General features: G+C 42.4%; 17 protein-coding genes. 3 read left to right on the forward strand and 14 right to left on the reverse strand.

The annotated features are described in order from the left end of the window. Nucleotides 1-9: 9 nt before the first annotated feature. The 4 genes from lepA to gpr form a co-directional block, all read right to left on the reverse strand. Nucleotides 10-1,845, reverse strand: a complete 1,836-nt coding sequence (lepA, locus tag J7E52_RS04570) for a translation elongation factor 4 (protein WP_214743888.1) — start codon at nucleotides 1,843-1,845, stop codon at nucleotides 10-12. 176 nt (nucleotides 1,846-2,021) lie between these two features. Beyond that, nucleotides 2,022-2,345, reverse strand: coding sequence for a YqxA family protein (locus tag J7E52_RS04575; protein WP_053535740.1), 324 nt, complete (start codon nucleotides 2,343-2,345; stop codon nucleotides 2,022-2,024). A 21-nt stretch (nucleotides 2,346-2,366) separates the two neighbouring features. Next, on the reverse strand, nucleotides 2,367-3,566 hold the full coding sequence (gene spoIIP / locus J7E52_RS04580) for a stage II sporulation protein P (RefSeq protein WP_214743889.1): 1,200 nt from the start codon (nucleotides 3,564-3,566) through the stop codon (nucleotides 2,367-2,369). A gap of 86 nt (nucleotides 3,567-3,652) precedes the next feature. Beyond that, nucleotides 3,653-4,771, reverse strand: a complete 1,119-nt coding sequence (gpr, locus tag J7E52_RS04585) for a GPR endopeptidase (protein WP_214743890.1) — start codon at nucleotides 4,769-4,771, stop codon at nucleotides 3,653-3,655. 274 nt (nucleotides 4,772-5,045) lie between these two features. Here gpr and rpsT point away from each other — a divergent pair, with 274 nt between their 5' ends. Then, nucleotides 5,046-5,312: a 30S ribosomal protein S20 gene (rpsT, locus tag J7E52_RS04590; RefSeq protein WP_034308554.1), complete on the forward strand. Its 267-nt coding sequence runs from the start codon at nucleotides 5,046-5,048 to the stop codon at nucleotides 5,310-5,312. A 91-nt stretch (nucleotides 5,313-5,403) separates the two neighbouring features. Here the strand turns inward: rpsT and holA are convergent, their stop codons facing one another. Continuing rightward, a complete protein-coding gene (gene holA / locus J7E52_RS04595) occupies nucleotides 5,404-6,417 on the reverse strand; it encodes a DNA polymerase III subunit delta (protein WP_214743891.1) in 1,014 nt (337 codons plus the stop codon). A 343-nt stretch (nucleotides 6,418-6,760) separates the two neighbouring features. Here holA and J7E52_RS04600 point away from each other — a divergent pair, with 343 nt between their 5' ends. Beyond that, nucleotides 6,761-6,895 carry a YqzM family protein gene (locus tag J7E52_RS04600; protein WP_034308559.1) on the forward strand — a complete coding sequence of 45 codons (135 nt, stop codon included), beginning with the start codon at nucleotides 6,761-6,763 and terminating at the stop codon, nucleotides 6,893-6,895. Between the two features lie 76 nt (nucleotides 6,896-6,971). Here the strand turns inward: J7E52_RS04600 and J7E52_RS04605 are convergent, their stop codons facing one another. The 3 genes from J7E52_RS04605 to J7E52_RS04615 form a co-directional block, all read right to left on the reverse strand. Continuing rightward, a complete protein-coding gene (locus J7E52_RS04605; RefSeq protein WP_214743892.1) occupies nucleotides 6,972-9,278 on the reverse strand; it encodes a DNA internalization-related competence protein ComEC/Rec2 in 2,307 nt (768 codons plus the stop codon). A gap of 18 nt (nucleotides 9,279-9,296) precedes the next feature. Then, the gene (locus tag J7E52_RS04610) at nucleotides 9,297-9,857 is read right to left on the reverse strand and encodes a ComE operon protein 2 (protein WP_214743893.1); all 561 of its coding nucleotides are present in this window, start codon (nucleotides 9,855-9,857) and stop codon (nucleotides 9,297-9,299) included. 78 nt (nucleotides 9,858-9,935) lie between these two features. Beyond that, on the reverse strand, nucleotides 9,936-10,571 hold the full coding sequence (locus J7E52_RS04615; RefSeq protein WP_214743894.1) for a helix-hairpin-helix domain-containing protein: 636 nt from the start codon (nucleotides 10,569-10,571) through the stop codon (nucleotides 9,936-9,938). 111 nt (nucleotides 10,572-10,682) lie between these two features. Here J7E52_RS04615 and comER point away from each other — a divergent pair, with 111 nt between their 5' ends. Further along, nucleotides 10,683-11,513 carry a late competence protein ComER gene (gene comER, locus J7E52_RS04620; protein WP_286197443.1) on the forward strand — a complete coding sequence of 277 codons (831 nt, stop codon included), beginning with the start codon at nucleotides 10,683-10,685 and terminating at the stop codon, nucleotides 11,511-11,513. 102 nt (nucleotides 11,514-11,615) lie between these two features. On the opposite strand, the gene J7E52_RS04625 is transcribed toward comER, so the two are convergent. The 6 genes from J7E52_RS04625 to aroE are packed head-to-tail and all read right to left on the reverse strand — an operon-like array spanning nucleotide 11,616 to nucleotide 14,981. Next, nucleotides 11,616-12,359, reverse strand: coding sequence for a class I SAM-dependent DNA methyltransferase (locus J7E52_RS04625; protein WP_214743895.1), 744 nt, complete (start codon nucleotides 12,357-12,359; stop codon nucleotides 11,616-11,618). Next, entirely contained in the window at nucleotides 12,356-12,712 is a 357-nt protein-coding gene (gene rsfS, locus J7E52_RS04630; RefSeq protein ID WP_034308569.1) for a ribosome silencing factor, read from the reverse strand. The genes J7E52_RS04625 and rsfS overlap by 4 nt, the downstream gene beginning before the upstream one ends. Next, nucleotides 12,712-13,284: a bis(5'-nucleosyl)-tetraphosphatase (symmetrical) YqeK gene (gene yqeK / locus J7E52_RS04635; protein WP_214743896.1), complete on the reverse strand. Its 573-nt coding sequence runs from the start codon at nucleotides 13,282-13,284 to the stop codon at nucleotides 12,712-12,714. The genes rsfS and yqeK overlap by 1 nt, the downstream gene beginning before the upstream one ends. After that, the gene (locus J7E52_RS04640) at nucleotides 13,274-13,843 is read right to left on the reverse strand and encodes a nicotinate-nucleotide adenylyltransferase (protein WP_098369749.1); all 570 of its coding nucleotides are present in this window, start codon (nucleotides 13,841-13,843) and stop codon (nucleotides 13,274-13,276) included. The genes yqeK and J7E52_RS04640 overlap by 11 nt, the downstream gene beginning before the upstream one ends. Nucleotides 13,844-13,854: 11 nt before the next feature. Further along, entirely contained in the window at nucleotides 13,855-14,145 is a 291-nt protein-coding gene (gene yhbY / locus J7E52_RS04645) for a ribosome assembly RNA-binding protein YhbY (RefSeq protein WP_214743897.1), read from the reverse strand. Next, nucleotides 14,139-14,981 carry a shikimate dehydrogenase gene (aroE, locus tag J7E52_RS04650; RefSeq protein ID WP_214743898.1) on the reverse strand — a complete coding sequence of 281 codons (843 nt, stop codon included), beginning with the start codon at nucleotides 14,979-14,981 and terminating at the stop codon, nucleotides 14,139-14,141. Before aroE ends, yhbY begins: the two co-directional genes overlap by 7 nt. Between the last annotated feature and the right edge of the window lie 14 nt (nucleotides 14,982-14,995).

The following is a 14,995-nucleotide window of genomic DNA, read 5'->3' on the forward strand; positions in this document are numbered from 1 at the left end:
TTATTTTATTTATTTTTTTGGTGTCGTATCATCCATTTTCAAAACAGCCATGAAAGCTTCTTGCGGAACTTCAACGGAACCTACCTGTTTCATCCGCTTTTTACCTTCTTTCTGTTTTTCAAGCAACTTACGTTTACGGGAAATATCGCCGCCGTAACATTTAGCCAATACGTTTTTGCGCATTGCACTAATCGAAGAACGAGCTATGATTTTTTGCCCGATTGCCGCTTGGATCGGTACTTCAAATTGTTGTCTCGGAATCAGTTTCTTCAATTTTTCAACGATGACTTTACCGCGCTCATAAGCAAAGTCCTTATGAACGATGAAACTTAAAGCATCGACAGTTTCAGCATTCAGCAAAATATCCATCTTCACAAGCTTGGACGGTTTATAGCCGATCAGCTCATAATCGAATGAAGCATAGCCTCTTGTATTGGATTTCAATTGATCGAAGAAATCATACACGATTTCCGATAATGGTATTTCATAATGAATGCTCACACGAGTCTCATCGATATATTCCATATCAATGAAGTTACCGCGTTTATTTTGACAGATTTCCATGATCGTCCCGACAAACTCCGTCGGTGCCATCATCGTCGCTTTGACATATGGTTCCTCGACCCGTTCGATCTTTTGAGCATCAGGCATATTAGACGGGTTATCCACTTTCAGGACCGTTCCGTCTGTTTGGACCACATCATAAATAACACTCGGGGCTGTGGTGATCAGGTCGATTTTAAATTCACGTTCAATCCGTTCCTGGATGATTTCCATATGAAGAAGTCCAAGGAATCCGCAACGGAAACCGAAGCCCAATGCTTGCGATGATTCTGCTTCGAACTGCAGCGCTGAATCGTTCAATTCCAATTTCTCCAATGCATCCCGTAAATCATTGAATTTCGATGCGTCAATTGGGTATAAACCGCAATATACCATCGGATTCATCTTCCTGTAACCCGGCAATGGTTCTGTCGCACTATTCACGGCACTTGTAATCGTATCACCAACAGTCGTATCACCAACGTTTTTAATGGATGCCGTAAGGAAACCTACATCACCGACGTTCAGTTCATCCAACAGCTGGGTTTTAGGGTTGAAGACGCCCAATTCGGTAACATCGAATTCCTTGCCAGTGGACATCATTTTGATTTTGTCGCCCACTTTAACAGAACCCTCAACAACACGGATATAGGCAACTACACCGCGGTACGCATCAAACAGTGAATCGAAAATAAGCGCCTTGAAAGGAGCATCCGGATCACCTTGTGGAGCTGGAACCAATTCAACGACCTGTTCCAGAATCTCCTCGATTCCGATTCCCGCTTTAGCCGAAGCCAAGACTGCATCGGAAGCATCCAATCCGATCACTTCCTCGATTTCACCACGCACCCGTTCCGGATCTGCACTCGGCAAATCAATTTTATTGATGACCGGAATGATTTCCAGGTTGTTGTCCAAAGCTAAATACACGTTTGCAAGCGTTTGGGCCTCAATACCCTGTGCCGCATCGACAACAAGGACAGCGCCTTCACAAGCTGCAAGGCTTCGTGACACTTCATACGTAAAATCGACATGTCCCGGTGTATCAATAAGATGGAAGATATATTCTTCTCCATCTTTCGCGTTATATTTCAATTGAATCGCATTCAATTTAATCGTAATTCCACGCTCGCGCTCTAAATCCATGGAATCCAACAGCTGACTCTTCATTTCACGTTGAGTCATGGCGTTCGTTTTTTCAATGATACGATCCGCCAATGTAGATTTACCATGATCTATATGAGCGATGATGGAAAAGTTACGAATTTTTGATTGTCTTTTTAATTTTTCTTCTCTATTCATGACGTTCACTCCCACTAGTCGACACAATACACTATTTTTTATTATATCAATAGAAAATGCAAGATTCAACAGAATAGTTACAAAAGAAGCATCATTGCAGGGCAACGGATAAAAAAAGGCTGCATTCCGGATTCGGATGCAGCCTTTTGGCAGGGCACACTCAACTTATTTCACACCTAAATCATATCAATAAGTGCTTGAAAGGCACCTGATATGGTCTCTCCAAGCGTTTTGCCGATCGATGAGAAAAAGTTGAAGGCCTTCATTTCTTCAAGCTTTTCTTTTTTCGTCTCCAAATCATGACTCGTTACTTTTTCGCCAAGGATATCCGCCTCCATCTCCCCTTGGTCCGATTGGTTAATAATGAATGCACTATTCAAAGAGGGATCTTCATACCCCTTCATTTTTTTCATCCCGTCGTTCGCTTGCTGCATCCCGATTAGAACACCTAAAAATAATACGAGCACAATCCCTGTACATTTCAACCAAAATCGAACCATGATAAGAGAACTCCTTTCAAATTACTTCGCTTCCGAATCTCCGGTCGTTTTATCCACTGCTTTGGCATCCCAGTAAAATTCACTGAAAACATCGGTAAAGGCATCAACGGTCAAGTACATTTCCTCGAAGGTATTATCAACACCGCCAATTTCTATAAGCATGGCATTGCCTGATAAATCCTGATTATATATACCATTATGGCTAGATCCGCCCTGTTTCATAACCCCTCGTGAAATACCTGGGTATTTTTTCTCCAAAGCTTTATGAAGGTTATTGGCAAGCGCCGCATTTTTTTCAAAGTTCGGGTTATTCCCCCCGATCACGAAGGCGATCTTGGCATAGTCTTTACCTTTGATTGAGATTGTCGTATCTTTTTTCCGCTTTGAATCGCGGTGAATATCGATCAGATATTCCAAATCTTTATTAGTGGCCAATGCCGTCTCGACGGACTTTCGTGATTCTTGATAGGATTTGGCATAATTCAATCCTTTATTATTCAGATTTCCCATGATATCCGTTTTATCGAGCGAGGAGCCAATCCCCTTATCAGCCAAATCCTCAACCATCCGTTCCCCGAGTTTCGTAATATTGATTTTAGAATGGTAGGCTAGGTCCGGATTGGTCACTCCTTTTAAATATGGAAGATATGATTCCCGGTTATGGCTATGGTATATCTCGACCACTTTCCGTCCATTGGTCGTTTGTTTCGGCTGATCGGCCACTCCTTTTTCAGGTTCTTCAATTTCATCCAGGTTTTGCAGGGATGCATCCCTTTCTTCATTCAGGACGTCTACTGGCGGCGAGGATTCGTATGGCATATTCGTATAATTCGTTCCTTCCCCAGCAACCAGGATTTCATTATCAAAAATCGAAAAGCCAGGAAGTTCCCTGCCAAGTAAACTTCGCGGGTCCTCCAGCGAAATGTTGGTCGAGACTTTTATCAACTGATTCGCGATCATCGATTCCTGCTTACCTTCCGGCAGGGCATTAAATAGATAATGATTTTCGTTGGCCAGCATCGAGAACAGCATTTTCCCCGAGAATTGGTTGGCTACAGTATGTACGGAATTAGAAGATATCCGATACTCCGGTCTTAGGGAAGTCATGACCCCACTGACCGAAAAAACAAAAAGAAGCAAGGCGAGAATACCTAGAAAAGTTTTTATTATTGTTGATCCGTGAACGGCTGTTATGATTCCTGGGGAATTTCTTCTTTTCATCCTTCCACCCTCTCTATAGCTTGTCTATTAATACCTATGACTTTGCTAGAGAGGGTAGAACCCCATTTTTGGGCACTGAAAATGATTTAACGGGTGTAGTAGCCGGTATTTTCTTGGTTTATTGAATGATGCAAGGCTGCATTTAACCCATTGGCTATTAAATTGGCCATATCCTCAATGAAAACATCGACTTCTTTCGGTGTAACCATTAAATTTTGACCAAGCGGTGACAGTACCTCATAAATCAATTTCCGTTTCTCTTCATCAGGGAGGACACCTATCATTCCCAAGAAGGTTTGGCGCTCCTTTTCACCTGGCATATCCTCTTCGGTCAGCTTTGTGCGCTTTCCAAAACTGAATCCAGCCGGTGCCAACGAACGTGATGGTCTGTCCCCTTCATTCAATTCCTTGCCAAAGTGCTTCAAAATATAATCTATCGTATCGCTGGCAATTGATACGGCATCCACGACGGTAGGTATTCCAATCGCTATAACAGGAACTCCCAGTGTATCCTGGCTCAATTCTTTTCGTTTATTCCCAACGCCAGACCCTGGATGGATGCCTGTATCCGTAATTTGAATCGTCGAATTCACTCGTTCGATCGAACGGGCAGCCAATGCGTCAACGACGATCAGGAAATCGGGATTACTTTTTTCGATGACTCCTTTTATGATGTCACTCGTCTCGATTCCCGTAATCCCCATCACCCCGGGGGAAATCGCACTGACCGGCCGATAGCCTTCCTTGACGGACTCCGGCTGCAATTCGAACAAATGTCTTGTGACTACAAGGTTCTCAACGACAGCAGGCCCGAGAGCATCGGGAGTAACATTCCAATTACCAAGACCGACAACCAAACAACTGCTTTCAGTGGTGATTTTATTCCGTTTCAAGAAGTAAGCCAGTTCGTTGGCGAACACCTTTTCCACCCGTTGCTGCGTATCGGTATCCTGCTGGCGGATCCCCTGCACTTCGATGGTCAAATAGCTGCCCTGCTTCTTACCGATTTCTTTTTCACCCTCAGCCGTGACCTCGACTAAGGATACCTTCAGATCATCCACTTCTTTTTCCTTAATAATGACCCCTTCGATACGGGATACATCCACTTCCTCTACAACGCCTTTATGTTCAAGGGCAATTTCCTTTGCTTCAATCGCCAAATCTGTACGAATTCCGTATTCACTAAGGTCCAAATTATTTTCCATAACGGCCTCCTGATGTTTGAATTGAATCTAATCTAGTATTTTCACTAGTCTCTCTTAAACATTCTGTCGTTTTTGCTTTTTTATTATTCATTTTTTTGGTACAATGAGTGATGACGAGATGAATTTATTACCGAAATCATAATTCCTTTTCGATTCTCAATCTGAAGTATTGCATATTTATGAGCAGTCTGATAGAATATCACTTGTGCTATTTGATATGGATTTGAAAAGTCGAGTTCATATAATCTCGATTTCTTTGTAGGAGGTGAACGGAATGCCAAACATTAAATCTGCTATTAAACGTGTAAAAATTAACGACAAAAAACGCGTTCATAACATTACTGTTAGATCAACTATGCGTACTACAGTGAAAAACGCTGAAGTTGCATTAGCTGGTGAAAACGTTGAAGCTGCTAAAGAAGCTCTTTTAACAGCTGCTGTGAAATTAGACAAAGCTGCATCTAAAGGATTAATCCATAAAAATGCGGCAGCCCGTAAAAAATCTCGTTTAGCGAAAAGACTTAACGCTCTTAACGCATAATGACAAAAAATTAAACGGTCCAATCGGATCGTTTTTTTTGTGCCGTTTTTTGCATAAAAAAAGGTGACAGGATATCTGCCACCTTTTTTTATCATCTAATTTTTAAAAGCAGCAGCTCAAGCGTGATTGCCTTATCGGCTTGGCCGGTCTTCATTTTATAATCCGCTTCCGCTAAATCGTTCATGATGCTCAACAGCTCGCGTTCCTGGAATTTCCCCGTCTTTTCAAGTGCCAGCTTCACCCTGTAAGGGTGCACCTTCAGTTGACCTGCAATTTTTTGCTGGCTATAGCCCTGACGGGAAAGCTCCTTCACTTGATACATGAGCCTGACCTGCCCCGCCATGACACTCAAGATTTTGATCGGCTCTTCATTCTGCCTGAGAAGATCGTGCAGTATCGTCATGGCACTCTCCATCTTTCGCTGTAACACATGATCAACAAGCGTGAAGATATTTTGTTCAAGGGATTTAGCAACAAGCTTTTCCACTACCTCGACCGTAATGTATTTTTCAGCTTCTGCATAAAGCACCATTTTATCCAGTTCATTCGTCAGCATCATCAAATTCGTTCCTGCAAGTTCAAGTAAAAGCTCTGTAGCCTGCTCATCTATATGGACTGAAGAAGCTTCGACCCTCTCCTTCACCCACCCCTTTAACTCATGATCACCAAGCTTCTTCGCTTCAACGAGAACCGCCTTACGCTTCAGTTCCTTGGTGATTTTTTTCCGTTCATCCAGTTTCTCATAAGGTGCGGTCAATACGACAATAGAATAAGGAACCGGGTCAGCCAAATACGCTTCCAGTCTTTTCACATTATGTTCAACTCTTGACTTCGTTTTTTCAGCTGTCAAAAAAAATGGGTTTTGCATGAAAACAAGACGCCTTTCCCCGATAAACGGGAGGGTTTCGACATCTTCAAGTGCAGTTTCAACAGGCGTCTCTTCTAAATCAAATTGAGAAAAGTTAAAATCCATCTCATCTTCGTTAAGGACATTCTCGATCAACAGCTGCTTCGTTTCATTAATTAAATAGGCTTCCGTCCCATATAACAAGTATACTGGCGCGAATTGCCCTTTTTTTATACTTTTCCAAACGTCTAATACCAATAGAATCCGCCTCTTTACTATGTATTCTTCTCTAATGGTATAGGTGGATGGACCATTTGACAAGCTATAAAGGGAACTAGCCCTTTAAAAGGGCTAATTCCGGATCTATATGAACACTTTCAAGAAAGGCCCGGGTAATCTTCCTTGAAAGCGGGTAGAGTATTCATGTAGAACAAAATTTGAGCTTTTCTTTTTCGCTTGCTTTGTTTGTACTGTTATTTTGACCTCAAAATCCCAAACTATTTGTGACAACTCTTGTCAGTAAAGGAAATGAAGGAATGAAGCCTGTAGATTTTTTTTTGGTAATGTTTTATACTATTAGCAGAAATAGGAGGGGTAAATAATGAACGAATTCGAAAAGAATGTTCAATCAAAGACAGATGACGTCGCTGATTCCGCTATAGGATTCATCGGTTCTTTTGTATTTTTCGCTGCCATGTTCACCATAGCTGTCGTCATTAAAGCTGTCGGATCCTGATTTCATTTACTACATGCACTTATTTTTCCAGATGGAGGCTGCCGCTGCAGTCTCTTTCTTTTTGATTTTCTACATACTATGGGAGAGTCTTCCGAAAGGTTCCACTGCTTTTGTAATACTTGTAAATAATAGAACCATCTTCATCCGTCCTGAAGACCTTTATGCCATTTCTCTCCAGATTCCCAATTACGTCTCCATGAGGGTGACCGAAGCCGTTATCTTTTCCAACTGAAATAAGCGCCGCTTTAGGCTGTAGCTGTTCAAGGAAGGGCGTGGAAGAAGAAGTTTTACTGCCATGGTGACCGACCTTCAGGATATCCGCCTGCAACTGCGGAAATGTGCTCATTAGTTCCCTTTCCCCTTCTTCGCCCATATCGCCGGTTAATAACCATGACAATCCCCCAAGCTCAGTGAATAGAACAATGGAGGAATCATTCTTATCTTCTTCTTTCTCAAATGGACTTAGTACGGCAAAGGGCGCTCCGCCCTCCACCCAATGGTCCCCCCTTTTCAGGACCTTCATTTTCATTTTTTTATCTCTTGCCACGGACACAAAATCCAGATCCCTATATTGCTCTTCACTCCAGCCTCCAATGTTGATCTCCCCAACTTTAAAATTTTCAATTAATTCTTTTGCACTTCCCATATGATCTGCGTCCGGATGGGTTAAAATCAGTTTGTCCAATTGGTGGATTCCCTTACTTTTCAATAATGGAATTATGATATCATCCGCCGTGTTGAACTTTTTTCGTTTTTTTGCCCAAGCGTCGATTGGAAATGTAATCTGTCCTCCCGTATCAATCAAATAATTACCGCGATTGAACGGCAGGATAATTAAAATGGAGTCCCCTTGTCCAACGTCGATGATCTGCACTTCACCAAAAGGTGAGAATCTTTGCAAATTATATTGCAAAAGTAAAAGGACAATTAATATTCCGCACCAGATTTTACTTTTTTCAAAAGATACATCCCAAGTCAGGTATAACCCTAAGAGGGAAATAACAAGTAATGCCATCATGATGAACGGTGGTTTTCCAAACGTAATGGAGGCAAGCGGCAAATCCGATGCTGCATCCGCAGCTTTGTTGCAGAGTATGAAGGTAAAATTCAATATTGATATGAGGGGTTGCCCCAAGGAAGGCAGTAATAAATGAATGAAGAGGGAAATGAGTGAAAATGGCAGCAATATGATGGAGTAAAGAGGAACATACAATACGTTCAGAAACACGCCAAGAAAGGATACTTCAAAAAAGTGAAAAAGCAAAATCGGAAGGGCTGCCAATTGGCAGATGGAACTGATGATGAATAGCTGCATCGTTTTCTTCGGGTATTGCAAGAAAATGCTTGAAGACATGATGATGGAGAAAGTGACCGCGAACGAAAGCTGAAAACCTATATCATAGAGCATATTAGGCCGAAAAAACAAAAGTGCCATATAAGCCGATCCGATTGCAGTACCCGCCGAGATCCGCTTCTTGAATAGCAGGAGCAGAAAGAAAAGCATGGCCATTAAACAGGACCTCACCACTGATGGACTGGCACCTGAAAGTAACATGTAAACCGGAAGGAAGATTAAGATGGCCACCATCATTCTTTCCCGTGTAATCCCAAGCCTGATGCCGAAGTAAAATAGCATCCCCGTTAAAAAGCTGACATGAAGACCTGAAATCGCCAGTAAATGAACCAGACCGAGACTCTGATAATTAGTAAGGTCGCCTTCATCTATATATGTCTGGTCTCCGAATATGAGGGCTGTGACAAAACCGCTCGATTCTTCCGGAAAGTGTTCTCTAATATACGTAATCCCCTTCAGGCGCAAATTAAGTATCGAAACTAGAATCGGTTTTCCAACCTCTTTACATTCTTGAAATGAAATGGAATCCGCTTTGAATATCCAATGGGTTCCTTGGCGCAGAAGATAACGCTGATAATCGAAACTGTTTTCATTCCTGTTTTTGTCGGGAATTTGCAATGTCCCTTCGGCAGGACATGATAAACCGATTCGCAGAAACTGACCCAGCTTTTCCTGTTCCAGTTCAGTGGTGATTTTATAACGAAGCACTAACCGTTCGCCTTTCTCACTGGCAACGAATCCTTTTAATGAATTTCCATCTATATTCGGTTGATCGGTAAATGTGATGGTAAATTGGTTTTCCGTTCCATGATAGGCAGTTTGGTTGCGGTGATCGGTGAAGGAGGCGGCCCCAAAAAATATCCCCATGATCATCAAATGAAAACTAAGGGCCTTCACACTTAATCCCACCGAAAAATAAAGAAAACAGAGAAAAATAACGATAATGATCAGCAGCCTTATATTAAAAAAAGAATGGGCCGTAACACCAAATGTGGCCGAAACGGCTAATAAGATAAGGTGTCGAGCCATGCCTGCCCCCCGTCCTATTTAATTTTCAAATATCTGATTGGCCTGCTTTTCCAGCTCCGATAAAGCTTCTTTTCCCAGGCCAGTTTGTTCAAGTTGAGCTAACAATGAGAATACAAAGTCCTTTTTTTGTTTTCCATTAACATCGATGGCCCCTTTTGCTTCAACCTTCTCGGTCTTGACACCAGCCTGTTTAAATAATTCCAGAGCATATGGATGATTTTTGTAATCCTCCGCATAATAAACAGCCTTAATGCCAGCTTGGATTAGTGATTTACAGCACTGAAGACACGGAAAATGCGTCACATATATTTCTGCCCCATCAGTAGGCACCCCAAATTTCGCGCATTGTAAAAGTGCATTCATTTCTGCATGTATCGTTCTGACACAATGATTATCAATTACATAACAGCCGTCATCAATACAATGCGTACCTCCCGCAATGGACCCATTATATCCCCCCGCAATGATTCGGTTGTCCCTGACGATCGTCGCCCCTACAGTGAGGCGTGTACATGTACTTCTTAAGGCTAATAAATGGCTTTGCGCCATGAAATATTGATCCCAACTAATTCTGTTCATGTTGTATCCCCTTACCACTAGAATGATTTTCTTCAATTTTACCCTCTTCCTGTCCATTTGTGTAGCATATTCAATCATTCATTTCACCGAAATGGAATCACGTAACCTTTCAAACGTTTTATCGCCGATTCCCGTTACCTTCTTCAATTCATCGACCTCCTTGAATTTCCCTACCGTTTCCCTGTATTCCAGAATCGCATTCGCTTTGGATGGTCCAATTCCCGTCAAGGTTTCCAAATCTTCCTGTGTAGTTGTATTCAAGTTCACCAGTCCTACTGACGTCCCCTTAGCGGGGGCATCACCTGACGACCCGACTTGTACATTCTCCAGGTTCCCCGTGACTTCTTCACCGATTTCCGGAACATAAATGACCATTTGGTCTTCGACGATTTGGGCAAAATTCACTTTATCCTTATCGGCCTTGTCCGTAAAATCGCCTGCAGCCGAAATTAAATCAATCACCCGGTCACCTGCCTGTGCAGTAAATATGCCTGGGGACTTGACCGCTCCTTTAACGTCTACTTTAATGATCACAGGTTCGGCAGCCGTTTCATTTTCACTTTGTTCGATTTCAGCTTCTTTTTCAGTAATGGAAAATATATCTTCCGTATCAGTTGGATCCTCCCCTTGTTGCAAAAAAAAGTAAATGCCCGCCGCAACAAATGCCACGGCAACGGTAATCATCGTCATTTTCCTTTTTAAAATTTCATCCATTTTCTTTTCCTCCTTGTTGGATTTTGCACGATACATTGTCATAGGACAGATTAAAAATACATAGTGTTTTTAGGAGAATCAATCGCTTTAAGTGAGAGGAGTTGATCGGAATTGAAGAAAATCGGTGTTATTGGAACCGGAAATATGGGTACCATTTTAATCGAGGCATGGCTGGAGGCAAAAATATTGAATCCGGCAGATCTAATCATTACAAATCGTACGCTTTCCAAAGCATTGGCGTTGAAAGAAAAACATCCTGGTATCAAGGTTGCGGAAAGCGCAGCCGAAATCGTCCAACAAGCGGACTTTATCTTTCTCTGTGTAAAACCATTACAAATTAACAGCCTATTACAAGGCATCAAACATCATATAAAAAGGGATCAGCTGGTCATTTCCATCACAAGCCCGCTTTCAGTCTCCCAGCTTGAATCGGCAGTGAATGCCCCCTGTGCCCGTTTTATACCGAGCATAACGAACCGTGTCGGTTCAGGGGTATCGTTACTGAGTTTCAGCAAGAGCTGCAGTAAGGAGAAAGTGTCAGCTTTATATGATTTGGCCTCCGCCATATCGGCACCGGTCATCATTGAAAATGATATCACCCGGGTAGCTTCCGATATCGTCAGCTGCGGTCCTGCCTTCTTCAGCTATTTAGCACAAGCTTTTATTGACGCGGCTTGCCAAACGACGAAGATAGATAAAGAAACGGCCACGACTTTGACTGAGAATATGCTGGTTGGCTTAGGGGAACTTCTTGGTAAAGGGGTTTATACATTGCCGACCTTGCAGGAAAAGGTTTGTGTAAAGGGTGGAATAACGGGTGAGGGGATCAAGGTTTTAGAAGCTGAAACAGGGGAAATGTTCCATCATCTTTTTCAGGCGACACATGAAAAGTTTGCAGAGGACCTTCACGAGGTTGAAAAACAGTTCGGCCATCCTTATTAATATTCGTAATCAATATCTCAATTCCTTCTAAAATTAAAAAAAGAAGAGGTCAGACCTCCACTCGTACAGTAGGATGTACGAACGGGGATTCTGACCTCTTTATCATTTACTGGCTACAAACAAGATTCTTTCGGTTTCCGTTACGAGCGGTGCTTCTTCAAGATCCGCCAGAATTTCAGAAACCGTAAAGCCTGCTTGCTCCAACCACCTTTTATATTGTTCAACCGGATAGGTCCGTTGATAATGCAACTCATCAAAACGGTCATACAGACCGCTTTCATCGTCCCTTACGAAAAAACTTAAATCATGCTCAACACTGTAAGGTTCTGCACCCGGGAAGCAGTCCCATATATAGGATACTTCTTCACCATTGACAGCAAACGTATTATCCCGAAAGATTTCTTCCATTTTATAAATGGAATGGATATCAAACAAGAATAATCCGCCATCCTTCAAATGCTCATGAACCCGGCTGAACGTCTTGACTATATCCTCCTCATCGCGAAGGTAGTTCAGCGAATCACAAAAAATCGTGACACAATCAAATTGGCCAAGTCCCTCGAGTTCTGCCATATTCTGTTGGAAAAGCGGAATTGATAATCCAAGCTTAACCGCTTTTTCATTGGCAACAAGAAGCATTTCATCAGATAAATCCACGCCGGTGACTTCGAATCCGTGTTGCGCCAATTCAACGGTCATTTCCCCGGTTCCACACGCTAAATCCAGGACTTTCCTTCCATCAATTCCATACTGTTCCAGCTTCGCCGTAAGGATCATCAGCCATTTTTCATAAGGTGCGTCCTTCATCAATTCATCGTATACATAGGCAAAGCGTTCGTAAGTCATGAAGTCAGTTCACTCTCTAGATCTTCAAAAGGTGCATCTCCCCATAAACGTTCGAGGTTATAGTAGTTTCTTTCATCTTTATGGAAAATGTGGGCCACTACATCGCCAAGATCCACAAGCACCCATTTCGCCTCGTCAAAACCTTCAAGACGTTTTACATTGATTCCTGATTCATCAGCTTTGCTCTTCATTTCACGAGCTATTGCTTGTACTTGTTTTTCAGAATTACCGTGACAGATCAAAAAGTAATCCGCTACAAGGGAAATCCCCTGCATGTTAAGAGCCACGATATCCTCCGCTCTTTTATCATCCGCCGCTTTTGCTGCAATTACAAGAAGTTCACGTTCAGTCATTACATCTTCTCCTTCAAATTCATGATCAAATCATTATATGTCTTAAATGTGTCAGGGTAAATTGCCTGATTTCTTTTCATTAAAAAAACAACTGTATTCCTTAAAGCCTGGATCACAGCATGATCCAAATTTTGCTTTGCTGTCTGCCTGACTTCGTCGACACCGGGAAAAGAACGTCCCGGCTCAATATAGTCGGCAAGGTATACAACTTTATCCAAAAGGCTCATGCCTACCCTGCCAGACGTGTGATAGGCAATCGCATCCAAGATTTCAGCGTCCTGAATGCCAGCTTCCTTTTTCACCAGGTAAGCCCCGACAGGAGCGTGCCACAGCTCCATATTGTATTCAAGTAACGCCGGGTCCATTTTTTCAGCGATTATAATTTGCTCCATTTCCTCTTTTGGACGGAATTTTGCATAATCATGGAAAATGGCTGCCAGTTCAGCTTTTTTGACGTCGGCACCATACCGTTCAGCAAGTTCAATCGCTGACTCGACCACACCCAAGGTATGAATGTACCTGCGCTCGGTGATTTGTTCTTTGACAAGCGCCAATGCTTCCTCACGATTCATATAAACCATTCCCTTTAATATACTTCACCACTGGATCTGCTATTAAATATTTAACGGTTTTCCCCGTTCTTAACTTCCTTCGTATCATGGAAGACGAAATGAACATCTGGGGGACTTTCACCATCGTGATTGGGTATACGGTTTTTTCATTATAGCCAGGGCGCTTCACCCCGACGAAATTAACCATATGCACCAGCTCGTCGATACGGTGCCAATTCGGTAAGTACTCAATCATATCTGCGCCAATGATGAAATAGAACTCATTGGTTGGCTCAAGCTCTTTCAGCAATTTTATCGTGTCATACGTATAAGATGTGCCTTTTCTTTCTATTTCAATACCCTCAATATAAAAAGATGGGTTTCCGGCTATCGCGTTTTCCAACATAGCCAGCCTGTCCATATCTGTTACTTCCTCCGATTTTTCCTTATGTGGAGGAACGTGATTTGGCATGAATCTGATTTCATCTAGCTCAAGGGCATCCAGCACTTCATTCGCTATAATCAAATGCCCGATATGCGGAGGATTGAATGTACCGCCAAGAATTCCAATTTTTTTCATAGATAGGTTCCTTAAGGTAATTTAAGTTGTTTGTTTTCTTTTGATTCTTTATACAGCACAATTATGTTGCCGATAATCTGAACCAATTCCGCCCGTGCACCTTTTGATAAAGAAAGTCCCACATCTTCGCGGTCCTCTTCACAGTTTTGCAGGATGCTGACCTTGATTAATTCACGTACTTCAAGCGCCTCACCAATTTGCTTGATGAGATTATCATTGACGCCGCCTTTACCAACTTGAAAAATTGGATTGAGGTGATGGGCCTTTGATCGTAAAAATCTTTTCTGTTTACCTGTTAACATGTGTTACCTCCTAGTTTGTTCAAGACAATATCTGTCATTCTTGCTGTATCCGGCATAATGCCTGTCCATATCTCAAATGCGAGCGCGGCCTGGTTGATGAACATCCCCAGCCCATTTTGCGTTTCCGCCCCTTTTTCCCCCGCTTCACGCAGCAGCTTGGTTTGCAGAGGGTTATAGATGATATCACTGATAATGGCACCGGTTTTAAGCTGGTCGACCTTCAACGGTGAATGATCCAATTCCGGACTCATTCCAGAAGAAGTCGTTTGGATGATTAAATCATATTGTGATAAGCTTTCTTCCGCTTCGATAATCGAGAGTGCCTTCGATACTTTATCATATGGGCAATCAGAAACAAGCTGGGCCGCCCTTTCCTTTGTCCGGTTTGCAATATCAATTTGCTTTACCCCTTCTTTTACGAGGGTAAAATAAATCGCACGCGCAGCACCGCCCGCTCCGATCACTAACGTTTTTTTAGCCTTGATGTCACCTGATATTTCATCGCATAAAGATTTGAAAAATCCTTTTCCGTCTGTATTATACCCTATAAACCGACCATTTTTGTTAACAACCGTATTTACAGCCCCGATTGCAAGGGCCAGTTCATCCACTTCATCAAGGAAAGGGATGATTGAAGTCTTATGAGGAATCGTGATGTTAAACCCTTCTACACCAAGGGCTTTCATGCCTTTTACGGCATCGTTCAAACCTTCTTTCGTCACATGGAAATGATGATAAACCGCTTCTATATTTTCTTTTTCAAATGCATCATTATGAATGTCAGGTGACATCGAATGTGCAATTGGATCTCCCATTACCCCATATATCTTTTTCATAGACTAGACGACCC

It is taken from the genome of Bacillus sp. ISL-34, from assembly GCF_018613325.1.
Lineage (GTDB): Bacteria > Bacillota > Bacilli > Bacillales > DSM-1321 > Peribacillus.